Source organism: Microcystis sp. M144S2, assembly GCF_020246065.1.
GTDB lineage: Bacteria > Cyanobacteriota > Cyanobacteriia > Cyanobacteriales > Microcystaceae > Microcystis > Microcystis ichthyoblabe_A.
On the sequence record NZ_JADBTR010000082.1, the window covers coordinates 20,050 to 40,863 of the forward strand.

The following is a 20,814-nucleotide window of genomic DNA, read 5'->3' on the forward strand; positions in this document are numbered from 1 at the left end:
CAGCCAAATATCACCCCCATTCCAAAAATACCAGAACATTAATTAAGGAAAAGGATACTATTAATGAAAGTCGCAGAATTTTTATCTTACTTAAATAGTTTAGACATCAAGCTTTGGCTTGAGGAAGAAAAGTTAAAATATCAAGCTCCCCAAGGAGCAATGACACCAGAAATTAAGCAAGAAATCGGGACAAGAAAACCAGAAATTCTCACTTTTTTAAGAAGTGCAACAACACCGTCTAAACCCCTTGAATCGGTCATTAATACCGTTACCAGAACTGAGGATTTACCCCTATCTTTTGCTCAACAGAGAATGTGGTTTCTCTATCAGATGGATCAGCAAAATTCGGCTTATAATGAAGCCTTAACTATCCGTTTAACGGGACGCCTAAACATTGATATTTTAGAGCAAACGATTAATGCTATTATTCAACGGCATGAGAGCTTACGCACAAGCTTTCCAATGGTTGAAGGAAAACCTATTCAAAAAATTGCTCCATCTCTGAAGATTAAATTATTAGTTGTTAATTTAAAAGATATCCCCCAAGAGCAAATTGACAAACAGATTATTGAAGAACTACAAAAACCCTTTGATTTAACCCAATCTCCCCTATTACGATGTACTCTGTTTGATCTGGGATATGAAAATTATATTTTAGTCAACGTCTTCCATCATATTATTATCGATGGTTGGTCAAAAAGCATTTTATTTAAAGAATTATCTAAATTTTATCAAGCATTTTTATCCAATTCAACCGTAGATTTACCCGAATTACCTATACAATATGCGGATTTTGCGGTATGGCAAAGACAATGGTTACAAGGTGAAATCTTAGAAAATCAGTTAAATTATTGGAAAAAACAATTAACGGGCGCTCCTCCTTTATTAGAACTTCCAACCGATAAACACCGTCCGGCTAATCCCAATTTTCGAGGTCATAGTATCTCGTTTCAAATTAACTCAGAACTCACCGAAAAACTGAAACTTCTAAGCCAAAAGTCGGGGACGACCTTATTTATGACCTTACTGGCTGCTTTAAACACTCTACTCTTCCGTTATAGTGGCCAAGATGATATTTTAATCGGGACACCCACCGCCAACCGAAACCGACAAGAAATTGAACCTTTGATTGGTTTTTTTGTCAATACTTTAGTGCTGCGGAATTCCCTAGAAGGAAATCCGACTTTTTCGGGATTATTACAGCAAGCTCGCAATGTTGTTTTAGAAGCTTATGCCAATCAAGATGTACCCTTTGAGCAAGTGGTTGATGGGTTAGAAATCGAACGAAGTTTAAGTTATAATCCCTTATTTCAGGTAATGTTTGCGCTGCAAAATGCCCCCCTCAATGCTTTAGAATTACCCAATTTAAAAGCTAAATATCTAGCCGTTGAACAACAGAGAATTAAATTTGATCTCAGCTTAGTTTTAGAAGAAATAGAAACCGAAAAAGGAGCTTATTTAGAAAGTTTTTGGGAATATGATAGCGACCTATTTACCGTCGAAAGAATTAACCGCATGGTGGGTCATTTCCAAACTTTATTAAAAGGAATTGTAGCCAATCCTCAGCAAACCGTCGGGGAATTACCGTTACTGACTGAATCGGAAGAACAACAATTATTAGTAGAATGGAATCAAACTCAAACGTCTTATCCTGATCATTACTGTATTCATCAGTTATTTGAAGAACAGGTTGTTAAAACACCTGATGCTATAGCGGTCATCGATGGAGAACAATCCCTCACCTATGAACAGTTAAATCAAAAAGCCAATCAGATTGCCCGTTATTTACAAAAATTAGGGGTTAAACCAGATCAATTAATTGGGATTTGTGTCGAGCGATTGCCCTTAATGATTATTGGATTTTTAGGAATCTTAAAAGCTGGAGGAGCTTATGTACCACTGGACACAAGCTATCCCGAAGAACGACTTGAATCTATCATAAATGATGCTGAAATCAAAATTTTATTAACGCAACAGCACCTCATCAAAAAACTACCAACAACAGTCAATCAATTGATGTGTTTAGAACAAGATGAAGACCCAATTAAACAACAAAGTAAACAGAATCCTCTCAGTCATGTTAACGCTGAGAATTTAGCCTACGTCATCTATACTTCAGGTTCTACAGGTAAACCTAAAGGAGTTGCTATTCCCCATCGAGGAGTGACTCGTTTAGTCTGTAATACTAACTATATATATTTAAAACCAACTGATAGAATGGCTCAGGTTTCTAATCCTTCTTTTGATGCCGCTACTTTTGAAATTTGGGGGGCGCTGATACATGGCGCACAGTTAATAGGAGTAGATAAAGATACAGTTCTTTCTCCTGAAAAATTTGTTCATTTTCTCCAAAAATATCAAATTACTATTTTATTCTTAACGACAGCGTTATTTAATCAGTTAGTTCAGACTATTCCCCATGCTTTTCAAAGCTTAAGATATTTACTTTTTGGTGGCGAAGCAGTTGATCCTCAATGGGTCAAAGAATCCCTGAATAAAGGAACCGCTCAAAATTTACTTCATGTTTATGGGCCAACAGAAAGCACAACTTTTACCTCTTGGTATTTAATTAAAAATATTCCTTCAGAAGCTACAAATATTCCAATTGGTCGTCCTTTAGCTAATACAGAAATTTATATTCTTGATCCCTATTTGCAACCTGTTCCTATTGGTGTTAAAGGCGAATTGCATATTGGTGGTGATGGTTTAGCCCGTTGTTATCTCAATCGTCCTGACTTAACTGAACAAAAATTTATTCCCAATCCTTTTAGTCAAGATTCGTCAGCACGTCTGTATAAAACAGGTGATATAGTACGCTATTTAGCCGATGGGAATATTGAATTTATTGGACGGATTGATCATCAGGTAAAAATCAGAGGTTTTAGAATTGAATTAGGCGAAATAGAAGCCGTTTTATTTCAGCATCCTCAAGTCAAAGATGGAATTGTTATCGCCAGAGAAGATCTACTTGGAATCAAGCGTTTGTATGCTTATGTTGTTCCGAAAGATAAACAACTCACTCAGCCAGAATTACGAATTTTTCTCCAAGAAAAGCTGCCCAATTATATGATTCCTGCTTTCTTGATTTTCTTAGATGCTTTTACTCTTAATCAGAATGGAAAAATTGATCGCAGTGTTTTACCTAGACCAGAAATTGATGTTAATGAATTAGAAAATTATCTTCTTCCTAGTACCGAGAAAGAAACAATTCTAGCCCAAATTTGGCAGGAAGTTTTAGGGCAAAATCAAATTAGTATTAATGAGAATTTCTTTGAATTAGGAGGCGATTCAATTATCGCCATTCAAATTGTCGCTAAAGCTAATCAAGCGGGATTACAAATTACTCCTAAACAATTATTTAGTCATCAAACTATCGCTCAATTAGCCACCGTAGCGGAAACAACTACTATCACTGAAATTGACCAGGGATTAGTTACAGGTGAAGTCCCGTTAACTGCGATTCAAAAATGGTTTTTTGAACAAAACTGGCCCGAACGTCATCACTTTAATCAATCTATCTTGTTAGAGGTTCCCAATAATCTACAACCAGATTTATTAAAACAAACTATTTCTAAAATACTCTATCACCATGACGCTTTGCGGTTACGGTTTGTGCAACAAGGAGAACAATGGCAACAAAATCACAGCGATGATTGCAATAATTTTGCTTTTGAAAAGGTGGATTTATCCCGTCTATCTTGCGATGAACAATTGACCAAGATCGCAGAAATTTCCGAGGTTCAACAACGGGTACTGAATTTAGAGGAAGGCCCCTTAATGGCGGTGGTTTTCTTCGCCTTGGCTGAGAGTGGAAAAATGTTAATTGTGATTCATCATTTAGCAGTAGATGGAATTTCTTGGCGGATTATCCTCGAAGATTTCGTCACTATTTACCAGCAATTAGAAAACCAAAAGCCTCTGCAACTTCCTCCTAAAACCAGTTCTTTTAAAACTTGGGCTGAGGAACTGCAAAACTATGCTACAACCCCAGAATTTCACGCTCAATTCAAGTATTGGCTAAACCGTGATTTTCCCTCAATTTCTCCTCTTCCTTTGGACTGTCAAGGTGAAGCTCAGTCCAACATTGTTGCCCATGCAAAAACGGTTTCTTTCACCTTAACCGAAGAACAAACCCGCTTACTCTTACAGGAGGTTCCGCAAGCTTATAACACCCAAATTAATGATATTTTATTAACCGCTTTAGTCCAAGCTTTTGGCCATTGGACAGGGAGTTATAAGCTTTTGCTTGACATGGAAGGTCATGGAAGAGAGAATGTAATTGAATCCGTGAATTTATCTCGAACTGTGGGTTGGTTTACCAGTATTTTTCCCGTCTTTTTGACCTTAGAAAATCTTCACCATCCCGGTGAATGTCTCAAGTCCATTAAAGAGCAATTACGACAAATTCCGAATCGGGGATTTGATTATGGAATTGGATATTATCTGAGTTCAGATTTAACGATTCAATCCCCGTTAAAAAACTATCCAAAAGCTCAAATTAGCTTTAATTATTTAGGTCAATTTACCAGCCATCAAATCGGCGAGATAGGCTGGAAATTATCTCAAGAATCCAGTGGTTCCATTCATAGTCCTTTGGGAAAACGTTCCCATTTAATTGCGATTCATGGAATTGTGGTTGATGGGCAACTTGATATAGAATGGCAATATAGTGAAAATTTTCATCATCAAACAACGATCAAAAATTTAGCTGCTGCCTATCGAGATTCTTTAGAAAGCCTGATTAACCATTGTTTATCGGTAGAAGGAGGCTATACTCCATCGGATTTTCCCGATGCGGATCTTAATCAGGTAGAACTAGATGAACTGCTTTCAGAACTCGATTTTTAACCTCAACTTAATGTTTAACCCTCCTGCTTGATAACAACTATGTCACAGCCTAATCTTCCCAGTGAAATTGAAAATCGTAAAAGCGAACATCTGCGAGTTTGTATCGAAGAAGATGTAGAGTTTCAACAACTTACAAACGGTTTAGAAAAATATCGCTTTACCCATTGTTGTCTTCCTGAACTTGACCGTAGCGATATTGAACTGGGGACAACCTTTTTGGGGAAATCTTTAAAAGCTCCAATTCTCATCTCTTCCATGACCGGAGGAACAGAATTAGCCCATTTAGTCAATACTCGATTGGCAACGGTCGCTCAACGTTATGGTTTAGCGATGGGGGTGGGTTCTCAACGCATTGCACTCGAACAACCGGAATTAGCGCCGACCTTTGCAGTCCGTTCTCTGGCGCCAGATATTCTCCTGTTAGCGAATTTAGGGGCTGTACAGTTAAATTACGGCTGCGGTTTAGAAGACTGTTTAAAACTGGTGGAATTATTAGAAGCTGATGCTTTAATTCTGCATCTCAATCCTTTACAAGAATGGGTTCAATCGGAAGGCGATTCCAATTTTAAAGGGTTACTCGCTAAAATCGAGCAAATTTGCGCTCAATTGCCCGTTCCCGTCATCGCCAAGGAAGTCGGAAATGGCATCTCTGCGGTGACGGCCAAACAATTAATTGAAGCCGGAGTCGCTGCGATTGATGTGGCTGGGGCCGGAGGCACGTCCTGGGCTAAAGTCGAAAGTCAAAGAGCCAAAGACAACAGACAAAGGCATCTCGGACAAGTTTTTGCCGATTGGGGTTTGCCTACGGCTGAATGTATTACTGCCATTCGGTCTATGAATTCAACCATTCCTTTGATTGCTTCTGGAGGCTTAAAAAATGGCTTAGACCTTGCCAAATCCATCGCTTTAGGAGCCGATTTAGGAGGGTTGGCTCGTCCGTTTCTCGTAGCAGCGATTGAATCAGAAGCCGCTGTTGATGAGTTGGTAAAATTTTTAATTGCTGAACTTGAAATTGTTTTATTTTGCACCGGAAATCCTAATTTATCCGCCCTTAAAAATTCAGGAGCCTTAAAACCATGTTAAAGTTTTCAATGGAATTGTGTTATCCCCAGCTTGATGTCAAAACCTTAAGCGTTGGCACTTTGGGTCCAAAAGAAACCAGTAGTGAACAAACCTTAAATTATCTAATTTCTCAATGGAAATTACAACAGATTTCGGTTAATAGTCATTTATTTGATAGCTTTACAGATTTAAAAGAATCTTTACTCGACAATCAGATAGATTTGGCGTTAGTACCCCATGCCTATGAAAGAATTAATGATTTCTACATGGAACCGAGTTTTAAACTAGGTTTTATCTTCACCTATCCCACACCCGTTTACGGATTAGCCAAGCGAAAAAATGAAGGAATCGTTTTAGAAAACTGTACCCTAGTTACTCATCCCGCTCCTCTTCCTTTACTTCCCTATTTATTACCTAGCGACCTGAATCAAAACAAGATTAAAATCAAATTTGTCAATTCTACCAGTGTTGCCGCTATTCAAGTTAAACAGGGGTTGGCAGATTTAGCCATTACCAATGAAAATGCCATCCGAGAACATGATTTAGAATTTATTTCACAATATGGTAAAATTGAGATGAGTTGGTCTTTATTTCACAAACAGGAAAACACCATGATTCAAAGTATTTATTTACCTGTGCATACCTAAAAAAGCTCCCTATCCGATGAAAATAGTTGCCTTCATCACAGAAAAATAATTGAGAGTTTAAATTTCAATTTCATTTTGAACTTGTCCCCTAAAATCATGTCTAAATTTTTCCCAATTCCCAAGCCTATTAAACTCAATCCTCATGTAGAATTAGAGGTTTTTCAATGCCAAAATACCATTTTTCAATTATCCGCTGTAGCTCCTAATGCTAAACTTGAATCCCACCAACATCCTGAAAGTCAAATTGGCATGGTACTCTCAGGAGAACTGGAACTGTATATTAAAGATGTGATTAAACCCTTGAGAGCTTTACAAGATATTCATGTCGCCGATGCTAATGTTTCTCATGGTTTTGTTAATCCTTTGTCCGAAGCGATGATTGGATTTGATCTTAAACGGATTACCTCTTCTTTACCTTCAGAAGACGTTGTATTAACCCTATCAAACAACCAAGATAAAATCACTCATTTACCTTGTCAATCGGTTAAGGGTTCTTGGTTTGAAATCGTGATGATGAAAATCCCGTCTAGTTATTCCATTCCCCCACATCAAGGTGAGCAAGAAGAAATTGGATTTATTTTGAATGGAAAATTAGAAATCTCCATAGAAAATGAAGAACAGTGTTTAGAATATGGTCAAATTTATTATGCTCCTTCAAAAGTTTTAAAAAAGGGATATAATTCATCGAATCAAGATATTAATTTGATTAAAATTTTAATTTAGTTCATTTTAAAATTTTAAGTTTAACCTCAAAATGCTAGGACAAAGTTTATGGATTTAGGATTAAAAGATAAAGTGGCTTTGATTACGGGAAGTAGTGCGGGAATTGGGTTTACCATTGCTGAAAAATTAGCAGAAGAAGGCTGTCACTTAATTATTTGTGGTCGCAATTCCCAACGCTTAGAACAAGCTTATCAATCTCTGGCTCAAGCTTATCCTGTCCAAGAAATTCTGCGTTTAGTGGCTGATGTCCATCAAGCTCAAGATTCTGAACAATTAATACAGGACTCTTTAAATCAATATGGCAAAATTGACATTTTAGTAAATAATTCTGAAGGAGCTAACTTTGCTGATAATTTAATTGAAAACCTTTCCGATGAAGATTGGTTAAACGTTTTTCAAGGAAAATTAATGGGTTATATTCGCTTAACCAATTTAGTGTTACCGATTATGAAAAAACAACATTGGGGAAGAATTGTTAATATCATTGGGACATCGGGAAAAGAGCCATCTCCTCGTTTAGTTAAATCGGGTGTTGTCAATGCAGCTTTAATGAATTTTACCAAATCAGTAGCTAGACAAACCGCCCCCTATAATGTTTTAATTAATAGTGTTAACCCCGGCGTTATTGATACCCCTAGACATCGAGAATATTTAGAAATTTATGCCAAAAAGCAAGGAACAACCCCAGATTTAATCCGAGAAGGAATTCTAAAAACAATTCCCATGAATCGAATTGGTACGACTGAAGAATTTGCTAATCTCGTTGTATTTTTAGCTTCAGAATGTGCGAGTTATATAACGGGAATTACTATTCCCATCGATGGTGGTTTATCCTCGTCAGCATTTTAAATTCAACCCTCCAGCATCATCAACAAGCATCATGAACACACAAACTAAACTCTCAAACCAAGCTCTTAACTATTATCCCATCGCAGATAAACAGTTTTTTCCCGTGTATTCCTATATGAATAATAGGATTAATATGTGGAATACAGAAAGAAAATTAAAACAAGAACTTCTCAATAATTCTTCAGTCATATTTGTTTATCAAATGGGGAAAGTCGGTTCAATGAGTACCTATTTGACCCTAAAAAAACATCTGCAAAATCAAGCTATTTATCATATTCATAATCTGAATTCAGAACATTTCTCAAAAATTTGGGAAACAATGCAACTGGAGAAACATTATCATGCTTTTACCTTTGGGCATTCCTGTATGACCAAATATTTAAGCGAACACATTGAGGAAATTAAAAATCAAAAAAATATTAAAATTATTACTGGAGTCCGAGAACCCATCGCCCGTAATATTTCTTGGTTTTTTCAAGTCATTCATTGTCAATCTGTTTTTCCTGAATTTTTCATAAAATATCAAGAAGGATTAATCACAATGGATGAAATTATTAAAAAATTTTGGTCTCAAAAATTTGTTTATGGAAAGCAGTTTGACTGGTTTGAAGAAGAATTGCAACCAGTTTTCGGCATTGATATCGCTTCCATTGATTTTCCGAAAGAAAAAGGTTATGCGATTGCGAATTTCCCAGACAGAAATATTGACTTATTAGTCTTAAAATTAGAAAAACTTGATTCTTGCTTAAAAGAAGCCCTAGAAACTTTTTTAGGTGTTGAAAATTTAGATTGTGAACGACTTGACCGAGCAGACTTTTTAGAAGCGGATGACTATCTCATCTATGATAATTTAAGAAAGAGTCTGACCTTTAGTGATGAATATTTAGAAGAGATTTATGATCAACCATTAGTGCGTCATTTTTACACCGATGAAGAAATTAACAAATTTAAACTCAAGTGGTCTAGTCAACGTTAAAGGTAATTCGTTCTAATTTTATCAGGTTTCTTGAATAAAATTTGATTCAAGAAACTCACGCATATTTTTATTTAATCTATTGGGAAAAACAATGGTAACACCTCAAAAATCTAAGGTTAGTAAAAAAGATATTGAATCCATTTATCCCCTTTCTCCCATGCAGCAGGGGATGCTGTTTCATTCTTTATATAATCCAGAATCAAAGACCTATTTATCACAAATTCAAATCACCTTGCAAGGTAATTTAGATATTAATGCATTCCAACAAGCTTGGCAAAAAGTAGTAGATAGACATAGTATTTTACGGACTTGTTTTGCTTGGAAAAAAACCAAACAGCCTTTACAAGTGGTTAGAAAAAATGTCACCTTACCTTGGTTTAATTATGATTGGCGAGCGCATTCTCTCGCCGAACAAGAAACTAAATTTCAGGAATTATTAATCTCTGATAAAGAGCAATATTTTGAATTAGATAAAGTCCCCTTACTTCGATGTCATTTAATTCAAGTCGAAGATCAAAAATATGAATTTATCCATACTGGACATCATATTTTATTAGATGGTTGGGCAACAGCAATTCTGTTGAAAGAAGTTTTCGAGTTTTACGCTGGACTCATCAACTATCGACCCGTCAATTTACCCACACCCCGCCCTTACCAAGACTATATTAATTGGGTACAACAGCAAGATCAAACTGAAGCCGAACGATTTTGGCGACAAAATCTTCAAGGTTTTACCTCTCCAACTCCATTAGTCGTTGATAAACCGTTAAATTCTCTGGTTACTCAAAGTAAAAATTATCTTCATCAAAAATCAAAACTTTCTCCAGAAATTACCAGTCGTCTGAAATTACTCGCCCAAGAATATCGCCTTACTCTTTCTACCCTAATTCAAGGAGCTTGGGCTTTATTATTACATCATTATAGTAGTGAATCTGATATTGTATTTGGGGCAACCGTTTCGGGACGATCGCCTAATTTTACAGGGATTGAATCGATGGTGGGGATGTTTTTAAATACCTTACCCGTTCGCATCCAAATTGAGTCTCAACTTGAATTATTAACTTGGTTTCAACAATTACAACAAGAGCATTTAGAACGAGAGCAATATAGTTATAGTTCTCTAATTGATATTCAAAAATGGAGTGAAATTCCGTCCCCTCATTCAGTTTTTGAAAGTTTTGTTGTCTTTGAAAATTTACCCTTTAGCGAAAATGATAGTGAGAATTTAGGCGGTTTACAAGTCGGTGAAATGCAAGATTATGGCAATGCTGATTACCCCTTAACGGTTATTGTCACCCCTGGAGAAGCCTTAAGTATTAAAATTATTTATCCTCAAGAACGATTTGAAAATGACACCATTGAACGGATGTTAGGTCATTTTAAAACCTTATTAGAAGGAATCGCTATTAATCCCCATCGTCGGATTCAAGACTTACCTTTATTAACGGAAGCTGAACGTCAATTATTATTAATTGAATGGAATCAAACTGCACCCGAAAAACTCCTAAAACAGTGCGTTCATGAATTATTTGAACAACAAACCCTCAAAACCCCTTCAGCCATCGCCGTTGTTTTTCAAGAGCAAGAATTAACCTATCAAGAACTCAATGAGTCTGCCAATCAACTCGCCCATTATTTACAAAAAATTGGGGTGAGTTCTCAATCTTTGGTCGGGATTTGTTTAGAACGATCTCTTAATATGGTAATTGCCGTTTTAGCAGTGTTAAAAGTAGGCTGTGTTTGTGTTCCCCTAGACCCAACCTATCCTCAAGAAAGACTTTCTTACATCCTGCAAGACACCCAAATCAAAACCTTATTAACCCAAAAAGATTGTCAATTTCTTTTAAACAGTGAAACCATTTCTCAACGGATTTTATTGGATGAACAAGGGTCAGAAATTGCCTTAGAACCCAAGACTAATCTTGACAACCCCGTGAGTTTAAAGGATTTGGCCTATATTATTTATAGTTCAGGCTCTACGGGTGTGCCAAAAGGGATTATGATCCTGCATCAATCCTTAACCAATATTATTGAGCATCATCAGGCAAAAATGTCACCGGAGAGAAATTTCTTACAATTTGCTCCCTTCAATTTCGATGTTAGCTATCACGAAATGTTTGCAGCCTGGTGTTTAGGGGGAAGCTTATTTATTGTTCCAGAAGATGCCCGCTTAGACCTTGCTAAAATAAGTCAATTATTGGCAAATAACCCTATTCATAAAGCGATTTTGCCCGTTACTTTGTTACAACAATTAATTGAAACCTATAGTGAGGAAACCTACTTATTTGCTAACTTGCGTGAAATTATTTCAGCTGGAGAGCAATTACAAATTACTCCAGCGATGATTTCTGCATTCAAGAAACTCGAACATTGTACGCTTTACAATTTTTATGGCCCGACAGAAGCGGATATCGTTACCAGTTATACCTTTGACCCTAATCCTGAGCTTTGGCCGAAGTATATTCCCATTGGTAAACCCGCGATTAATGTGCAAGTTTATATTTTAAATTCTCATCTTCAACCTGTACCCATCGGAGTCACTGGCGAGTTATATGTTGCGGGTGGCGGTTTAGCGCGGGGTTATTTCAACAATCCCCAATTAACCAAAGAAAAATTTATTGCTAATCCCTTTAGCGATAATTCATTGCTGTATAAAACTGGAGATTTAGCTCGTTATTTACCCAATGGAGACATTGAATATTTAGGAAGAATTGATGATGTGGTGAAAGTTAGAGGTTATAGAATTGAATTAGGGGAAGTAGAAACTATTTTAAATCAACATCCTCAAATTGCTCAAGCTGTTGCTACAGTTCAGGGAGAAACCGCCAGAGAAAAATATTTAGCCTCTTATTTTATTCCCCGTCCAGGTGAAACCATAAACCAAGTTGAATTACGTCATTTCCTTGAAAACTGGCTACCCGATTATATGATTCCCTCTGCTTTTGTTGTGATGGAATCTTTTCAACTCAGTCCTAATGGTAAAGTTAATCGAAAAGTCTTACCAATACCCGATAAAAACCCCTTATCGTTAATTCAAAATTATGTCGCTCCTCGAACTGCAATTGAAGAAGTTTTAGCAGAAATTTGGGCAGAAATTTTAGAAGTCGAACGAGTTGGGATTGAAGACGATTTCTTCCTGTTAGGTGGGCATTCTTTAAAAGCGATTCAACTGATTAGTAAAATCCGTCAAACCTTAGAAATTGAAATTTCTGTACGTCAACTTTTTAATCACTCAACTATCAGCCAATTAACTCAAGTCATGATTGAATTAGTGGGGCATGAAGGTTTACTGAATGAAATTGCCGTAACAGTTCAAGAAATTTCCAAACTTTCACCAGAAGAAGTTCAAGCTTTATTATCTCAAAGCTGAACCTAAATGAATTAAACTTTCTATAGTGGACATTGATTTAAACTGAAGGAAAAAAATGACAAATCATCTCTTTGATTTAACAGGTAAAGTTGCAATTATCACGGGTGCTGCCCGAGGAATTGGTCGGGTATTAGCCCAAGGATTAGCACAAGCTGGAGCTAAGGTGGTAATTGGTGATATTAATCAAGTTGGTGCTGAACAAACGGTTCAACTGATTCAAGAAGCAGGAGGCGAAGCCATCGCAATTGAGACCGATGTTCGTCAACGTCAAGCTTGTCAGAATTTAATTAACCAGGCGGTTGCTCATTATGGTCAACTCGATATTATGGTCTGTAATGCAGGAGTTGAAATTCTCAAAAACACTGATGAATTAGAAGAATTTGAATGGGATCAGGTTATTAATGTTGACTTAAAAGGTTATTTTAATTGCGCTCAACTCGCAACCAAACAAATGATCAAACAAGGAACAGCCGGTTCAATTATTATGAATTCTTCTATCTGTGCTTTCGTTGCTGTTCCCAAATCTTCAGGAGCATATAGCGCCGCAAAAGGTGGTGTCAATCAATTAGTAAAATCCCTAGCGGTCGAATTAGCTAGTCACAAAATTCGAGTCAATGCTTTTGCACCGGGGTATATGAATAATATGATGGAAGGAACAGAAGGTTTACGTTCAACTTCGGATGAAATGGACGAATTATATACTAGAATCCCCATGAAACGAACTGGAGATTTAGAAGAGTTAATTGGTCCTGTCGTGTTTTTAGCATCCGAAGCTTCCTCTTATGTAACTGGAGCAATTTTAATGGTAGATGGAGGTTATACCGCTATTTAGCATCAATAATTAAACAATTTTTAGGTTGATTTGTATCCATTAAACCAACCTAAAATCACTAAATTAAATAAATCCTATTAACTCATGTCAAAAATGAACGATAATTCTCAAGACAAACAAAAATTACTGAAGCTATTACTACAAAAAAAAGGAATCGGTTTAAAAACGAATACAATACCGACTAGAAATCCGTCTCAACTTGTACCGCTTTCTTTTTCCCAAGAACGACTTTGGTTTTTGTACCAATTAGAAGCTCAAGGCTATACCTATAATATGCCGTTTCGCTTTCAAATTGAAGGCAATTTAGATATTGATATCTTTAGAAAAGCTTTGGAAACTATTAAGCAACGTCATGAAGTGTTGCAGACCTGTTTTCAAGAAGTTGACGAAATTCCCAGACAAATTATTAACCCTAAAATTCATTTAAATTTTACCTTGCTGGATTTACAGTCTTTATCTTCTGCGGAACAAACCCAAGAATTAGAGCGATTAACCGAACAAGAAATTTATACTCCCTTTGACTTAACCAAAGCTCCCTTAATGCGGACTTTTTTGGTTAAATTAAAAGCTGATTCTTATATTTTGTTTTTGAGTTTACACCATTCTATTTTTGATGGCTGGTCAATGAAAGTTTTACTCGAAGAACTTTCTAGTTTATATCAAGCTTTTTTACAAAAACAATCTAATCCTTTACCCGATTTGCCTATTCAATATGGTGATTTTGCCGTTTGGCAAAGACAACAGTTACAAGGAGATAAACTCACCCAGGAAGTTAATTATTGGAAACAAAAATTAACGGGAATTCCACCCTTATTGGAAATTCCCACTGATCATCCTCGTCCTCCCATACAAACGTTTAAAGGCAATAATTGTACATTTAAAATAAGTCCAGAATTAAGCCAAAACCTGAAAAATATTAGCCAAACGTCAACCGCTACTTTGAATATGACGCTGTTAACGGCTTTTAATATTTTATTATATCGTTATAGCAGTCAAGAAGATATTGTGATTGGAATTCCTAGTGGAAATCGACAATTTCCTGAAATTGAACCCTTAATTGGTTGCTTTATTAATACCTTACCCATTCGGACTCAGTTTAAAGAAAATCTCTCGTTTAAAGCTTTATTAAATCAAGTTAAACAAGTAGTTTTAGAAGCTTATGAACACCAAGATTTACCCTTAGAGAAGGTGGTAGAAGCGGTAAATCCTCAACGAAACATAAGTTATAGTCCTTTATTCCAAGTGATGTTTTCTTGGGAAGATATGCTGCACATTAATCATTTTTCGATGGCGGATTTAAAATTAACTCCCGTCACGATGAATGCTTTAATTGCTCAATTTGATTTAACCTTAGCCATGCAAGAAACGACTGAGGGTTTAGTTGGATCGTTTGATTATAATTGCGCGTTGTTTAATCAAGACACGATTGAGCGCATGATTACCCACTTTAAAACTTTATTAGAAGGAATTGCCATTAATCCTGAACAATCGATTGAATTATTACCTATTTTACCTTTATCAGAACAAAAGTTATTAGCTCAATGGAATCAGACTAATATTGCTGAAAATCCAAAGGTTTGTATTCATGAATTATTTGAACATCAAGTTTTAAAAAATCCAAATGGGATCGCAATAGAATGGTGCGGGGAAAAAATCACCTATCAAGACTTAAATCATCGTGCCAATCAATTAGCTCATTATCTCCAATCTAAGGGGGTTAAAGTTGAATCGTTAGTGGGAATTTGTTTAGAACAATCTGTGTCTATTATTATCAGTTTTTTGGCAATTCTTAAAACCGGTGCTGCTTATCTTGTTCTAGCTCCCAATTATCCCCAAGAGCGTTTAAACTATATCTTAAATGATGCTCAAGTCTCGGTATTAATTACTCAAAATACCTTGGTTAATTTATTCCGTGATCATCAAGCAGAAGTGGTTTGTCTGGATACTGAAGAAAACTTAATTGTTAGTCAAAGCCAAAACAATTTATTTAACCCTATTGAGCCAAATAATTTAGCTTATATTATTTATACCTCTGGTTCAACAGGCACTCCTAAAGGGGTTATGATTGAACATCAAAGTTTAGTTAATCATAGTTTAGGAATCATTAAATTCTATGATTTAACAAATCGTGATCGAATTTTACAATTTGCTTCTTTTACCTTTGATGTAGCTGCTGAAGAAATTTATCCAACTTTTTTAACGGGTGCAACTTTAGTTATGCGTCCTGCATTAATGTTCCCTTCTTTAGCTGATTTTACTCAATTTATTCAGCAAAAGTGTTTAACAGTCATTAATCTTCCGGCTACTTATTGGCATGAATGGGTATTAGATTTATCTCAAACTTTAATAACCTTACCTGAAACCCTACGCTTAGTGATTACAGGAAGTGAAGAAGTATTACCAGAGCGATTAATATTATGGCAAAAAATACTATCAAATAGTCAACGAGAAGATATCACTTGGTTGAATGCTTATGGTCCGACAGAAGCGACGATAACCAGCACAGTTTTTAATCCCAATTTCATTCATAAAATTGCTCAAATTCATTCTGTTGCCATTGGTAAACCGATTACAAATACACAGGTTTATATTTGCGATCGCCATCTGCAACAACTTCCGATAGGAATACCCGGAGAATTGTTAATTGGAGGTTTAGGTTTAGCGAAAGGTTATCTCAATCAAGATGATTTAACCCGTGAAAAATTTATTACTCATGCTTTTAATTCATCTGAAGATCAACGTTTTTATAAAACTGGAGATTTAGCTCGTTATTTACCTGATGGAAATATAGAGTTTTTAGGACGAATTGATAATCAAGTTAAAATTCGAGGGTTTCGTATTGAAATTGGCGAAATTGAAGCCGTATTAACTGAATACCCGGATGTCAGAGCAACGGCTGTAATTGTTCGAGAAGATCAAACGAATCATAAACAATTAGTAGCTTATATTGTCCCTAAAGCGCAATCCATCGATCCTGCAAAATTACGGAGTTTTCTGAAACAGAAATTACCCGATTATATGATTCCGGCTTTCTTTGTAGAGCTTCAAGAATTGCCCTTAATGAGTAGTGGAAAAATTGATCGCAACGCTTTACCTGCACCTACCGAAAGTCAGGATAAAAAAACGATTATTGCACCCCGAACAGCTACAGAAAAAATTGTTGCTGAGATTTGGCAAGATGTTTTAGGGTTAAAACAAATTAGTATTTTCGATAATTTCTTTGATTTAGGCGGACATTCTTTAAAAGCCGCTCAAGTGATTTCTCGACTGCGAGAACAATTATCTATTAATATTCCTTTAAATTATCTTTTTTCAGAACCAACGGTGGCGGGATTATCCTCTAATTTAGATTTTAATTTATCTGATGCAATTGGGAGTGATCAAAGCCCAGATTGGCTAGTTGAAATCACCTTAGATCCGACTATTCAACCGCTGAATATTCTGACTTTCTTTCCTCAGAAACCTGCTCATATTTTGCTAACAGGAGCTACGGGTTTTCTCGGAATTCATTTATTAGCTGAATTATTAGACAAAACAGAAGCTAATATTTATTGTTTAATTCGAGACAAAAGTTTAGAAAAAGCTCAAGCCAAAATTTACCAAAAATTAAAAACCTTTCAATTATGGGATGAACACAAAAGCTCTCGGATTATTCCTGTTATTGGTGATTTATCCCAAAAACGTTTAGGAATGTGTGAACCTGATTTTCTGGAATTAGCCGAACAAATTGATGTAATTTATCATAATGGAGCTTGGGTGAATGCCATTTATCCCTATTCAATACTGAAACCCACTAATGTTTTAGGAACAGCAGAAATCTTGAGATTAGCCTGCTTAATTAAAACCAAACCTGTCCATTTTGTCTCGACGATTTCTGTTTTTTCCCCCAGTTATGCTCAAGGAAACTTAATTCAAGAATCTGATCCCCTGGGTATAAATCATGGACTCAATGCCGGTTATACTCAAAGTAAATGGGTCGCTGAAAAATTAATCATGGAAGCTGGAAAACGGGGACTTCCGATGACAATTTTCAGAGCATCTCGAATTATTGGACATAGTAAAACTGGAATTTGTAATAGAGAAGATTTGTTTTGTCGTATGATTAAAGGCTGTATTCAATTAGGAATGATTCCTGATTTTGGTGATAGTACAGAAGACCTCACTCCTGTGGATTATGTGAGTGGTGCAATTATACATTTAGCCAGTCAAGAAAGCTCTTTAGGGAAAGCATTTCATTTGTTGAATTCTCAGCCAACCTTAAATCGTGACTTATTTGATTGTGTTCGGGAAATGGGTTATCCGTTGCAGTGTGTTTCCTTTGAAAAATGGCGATCACATTTAACAGAACAATGTAAAATTAATACAGATAATGCTTTATCTCCGGTGTTAGATAACTTTTCAGATGAAAATTTATCCGCAGGTTATCCCTCCCAGTTTGATGATCAAAATACGATGATGGGGTTAAAGGGTACAGCGTTTAATTTTCCCCCGATTGATCAAAAATTGTTAAAAACTTATTTTGAATATTTTACTAAAAGTGGGTTTTTAACAAAATAAATGATCGATTTAATCAGACCCCATAAGCTGAATTGCGCAGCTTATCTCATCCCTAGATTCAAAAAAGTCAGATCATCAATTCCACGAGGAAAATATTATGTTTAACTTAAACAATAAATTATATTTATTAATTTCCAAATTCTTAGAAGAACAACAAAAAATCGAAAAACTCCAAAAACTGGCTGAAAGTGCAACGTTCGATAGTTCCGTAAAATTTTACGGAAATTGTGTAAATCATCAGAATGATAAAAGTTTAATTAAAATTGGAGAAAATAGAGTAATTCTCGGAGAATTAGCTATATTTGCTTATGGCGGAAAAATAGAAATCGGTAAAGATTGTTATATGGGTGAAGGAACTCGAATTAGATCAGCTAATTCTATCAAAATTGGTAACGAAGTTATGATTTCCGATGATGTCAATATTTATGACACTGATGCTCATTCATTAAATTATGTTTTAAGACATAAACATTTTGTGGAAGTAGCAATTTTAAATAATCTGATTAAGGATACTAAGGATCTTGATATAAATATCTGCACCTGTGGTGATAGAAGATCATGTTTGGATTGGATTTAATGTTGGAATTCTTAAAGGAGTTACGATTGGGAAAGGAGCAATTATTGGAGCAGGTTCGGTTCTAACAGAAGATGTAGAACCTTTTACTGTTGTTGCTGGTAATCCTGCCAAAATTATCAAACGATTATGAATCTGCTCCAATGCCTAAACAATAGGTTAATATTGATTCCTGATATGTAAAAAATCTAGAAAATAGTAGTAATAGAATTTGTGATAATAATGCAGATTTTTATGGTATGCTGAATTAGTGTCTAACTCAATAGATAGACATTAAAAGTTCTAATGTCCCCCATTTTAGCGCGAGAAGAATTCCATGAATGTTGCAGAAAAAGCCTCAGATACTATAAATCTCAAAGAAGATACCCGAACTTTCAATCAATCTCTTCAAGAATTTTTAAGATTTATTCAAGTTTATTGGTATCCGAAAGAACACCAGGATAGAGCTTTTTCGCAGATTATTCGTTCCTGGGGAATGCTCGTTTTATTGTTTTTATTATTAGTGGGAGTAGTAGGTCTTAATGCGTTTAATAGTTTCGTTTTTAGAGACTTAATTAGCGTCACAGAAGCTAGGGATGCAGAAAAATTAACTCATTTTGTCATTATTTATGGGATTACTCTAGGCAGTATGACGTTTTTCACAGGATTGTCTAGGTTTCTTAAAAAACTAATTGCGCTGGATTGGTATCAATGGATCAATAGTAGTATCTTGCAAAAATATTTCAAAAATCGTGCTTATTATCAAATCAATTTTAAAGGAGATATTGAAAATCCAGATCAACGTTTATCCCAAGAAATTCAACCCATTGCCAGAACAACGATGGACTTTTTAACAACCTGTGTTGAAAAAGTTATGGAGATGCTGGTTTTTATTGCCATTCTTTGGTCAATTTCCAAAACAATTTCTATTGTGCTTTTCGTTTATACGATTATTGGAAATATTCTTGCTACCTATATTACTCAACAATTAAATAAAGTCAATAAACAACAATTAGAAATCGAAGGAACCTATAAATACGCCATTACTCATGTTCGGACACACGCCGAATCAATTGCATTTTTTAGAGGGGAAGAAAAAGAGTTAAATATTATTCAAAGAAAGTTCAATCAGGTGATTAAAATCATGATTGAAAGAATTAATTGGGAAAGAACCCAAGAATTTTTTAACCGCGGCTATCAATCCATTGTTCAAATCTTCCCCTTCTTAATTGTTTCCCCATTATATATTAGTGGTGAAATTGAGTTTGGACAAGTTAACCAAGCCAGCTATTGTTGCTATTTCTTTTCCACAGCTTTATCCGTGTTAGTGGATGAATTTGGACGCTCTGGTGAGTTTATTAATTATATTGAACGTTTAGAAGAGTTTTACCAAGCTTTAGAGGGTGTAAGCGAACAAACCAACCCAGTTAATACCATTAAAGTCATTGAAGATAACAATCTAGCTTTTGATGATGTCACCTTACAAACTCCCGATGCCGCTAAAGTGATTGTCGAACATTTATCACTGTCCGTTGAACCAGGGGAAGGTTTATTAATTGTTGGGCCAAGTGGTCGAGGAAAAAGTTCTCTTTTACGCGCTATTTCTGGGTTATGGAATACAGGTACAGGTCATTTGGTGCGACCTCCCCTCGACGATTTATTATTTTTACCCCAACGTCCTTATATCATTTTAGGAAACTTGCGCGAACAGCTAATTTATCCTCAAACGACAACGGAGATGAGTGAAACCCAATTAAAAGAAATCTTACAAGAAGTTAACCTGCAAGATGTTCTTAATCGCATCAAAAATTTTGATGAGGAAGTGGATTGGGAAAATATTTTATCCTTAGGAGAACAACAACGTCTAGCCTTTGCGCGACTATTCGTTAATCAGCCAGATTTTGTGATTTTAGATGAAGCCACCAGTGCTTTAGATTTAAAAAATGAAGATCATTTATATAAACAGTTACAACAAACTGGAAAGACCTTTATTAGTGTCGGACATCGAGAAAGTTTGTTTAACTACCATCAAAAGGTTTTGGAACTTTCCGAGGATTCTACTTGGCGATTAATGAGAATGGAAGACTATCATCCATCAGCAGTGATTGCAACTCATTCTAACAATGACCAAACCGTTGATGAAACGATAGAAATTGTCTCTGAAATGAACAATCAAGACAATTTTACCCATCAAGAAATGCAAAAACTGACCAACTATAGCTTAAGTACGATCAAAAATAAAGCCAGTCGAGGTCAAATGATTGTTGCCAATGATGGCATGAGCTATCGTTATGACAAAACCCTTGATATTGCCAAATGGGTGAGAGTTTAGCTTCTCAGGGAGCTTCGAGCGAACTTAAAAAGATATATTACCGCAGTTCGGGAACCTTCAAAGAA

Annotated in this window: 10 protein-coding genes and 1 pseudogene; all 11 read left to right on the top strand. The window is 35.7% G+C overall.

All coding sequences use genetic code 11. The features are described 5' to 3' along the window. Nucleotides 1-63 precede the first annotated feature (63 nt). The 11 genes and pseudogenes from IM462_RS10770 to IM462_RS10820 all read left to right on the top strand — a co-directional run bounded on the left by IM462_RS10770 (nucleotide 64) and on the right by IM462_RS10820 (nucleotide 20,749). Complete coding sequence (locus IM462_RS10770; protein WP_287700095.1) at nucleotides 64-4,848, top strand: non-ribosomal peptide synthetase; 4,785 nt, start codon at nucleotides 64-66, stop codon at nucleotides 4,846-4,848. A gap of 39 nt (nucleotides 4,849-4,887) precedes the next feature. Continuing rightward, a complete protein-coding gene (gene fni, locus IM462_RS10775; RefSeq protein WP_287700094.1) occupies nucleotides 4,888-5,931 on the top strand; it encodes a type 2 isopentenyl-diphosphate Delta-isomerase in 1,044 nt (347 codons plus the stop codon). Continuing rightward, nucleotides 5,925-6,557, top strand: a complete 633-nt coding sequence (locus IM462_RS10780) for a LysR family transcriptional regulator (protein WP_002762083.1) — start codon at nucleotides 5,925-5,927, stop codon at nucleotides 6,555-6,557. Before fni ends, IM462_RS10780 begins: the two co-directional genes overlap by 7 nt. 96 nt (nucleotides 6,558-6,653) lie before the next feature. After that, nucleotides 6,654-7,280 carry a cupin domain-containing protein gene (locus IM462_RS10785; protein WP_287700093.1) on the top strand — a complete coding sequence of 209 codons (627 nt, stop codon included), beginning with the start codon at nucleotides 6,654-6,656 and terminating at the stop codon, nucleotides 7,278-7,280. Nucleotides 7,281-7,328: 48 nt separating this feature from the next. After that, complete coding sequence (locus IM462_RS10790) at nucleotides 7,329-8,129, top strand: SDR family oxidoreductase (protein WP_002796359.1); 801 nt, start codon at nucleotides 7,329-7,331, stop codon at nucleotides 8,127-8,129. Next, complete coding sequence (locus IM462_RS10795) at nucleotides 8,101-9,105, top strand: putative capsular polysaccharide synthesis family protein (protein WP_233256357.1); 1,005 nt, start codon at nucleotides 8,101-8,103, stop codon at nucleotides 9,103-9,105. The genes IM462_RS10790 and IM462_RS10795 overlap by 29 nt, the downstream gene beginning before the upstream one ends. Before the next feature lie 91 nt (nucleotides 9,106-9,196). Next, nucleotides 9,197-12,475, top strand: coding sequence for a non-ribosomal peptide synthetase (locus IM462_RS10800; protein ID WP_287700092.1), 3,279 nt, complete (start codon nucleotides 9,197-9,199; stop codon nucleotides 12,473-12,475). Nucleotides 12,476-12,530: 55 nt separating this feature from the next. Beyond that, nucleotides 12,531-13,307: an SDR family NAD(P)-dependent oxidoreductase gene (locus tag IM462_RS10805; protein ID WP_287700091.1), complete on the top strand. Its 777-nt coding sequence runs from the start codon at nucleotides 12,531-12,533 to the stop codon at nucleotides 13,305-13,307. Between the two features lie 84 nt (nucleotides 13,308-13,391). Continuing rightward, nucleotides 13,392-17,864: a non-ribosomal peptide synthetase family protein gene (locus IM462_RS10810; protein WP_287700090.1), complete on the top strand. Its 4,473-nt coding sequence runs from the start codon at nucleotides 13,392-13,394 to the stop codon at nucleotides 17,862-17,864. A gap of 97 nt (nucleotides 17,865-17,961) precedes the next feature. Beyond that, a pseudogene (locus tag IM462_RS10815) lies at nucleotides 17,962-18,571 on the top strand (acyltransferase). A gap of 183 nt (nucleotides 18,572-18,754) precedes the next feature. Beyond that, nucleotides 18,755-20,749 carry an ABC transporter ATP-binding protein/permease gene (locus IM462_RS10820; protein ID WP_287700089.1) on the top strand — a complete coding sequence of 665 codons (1,995 nt, stop codon included), beginning with the start codon at nucleotides 18,755-18,757 and terminating at the stop codon, nucleotides 20,747-20,749. The last annotated feature ends 65 nt before the right edge of the window (nucleotides 20,750-20,814 follow it).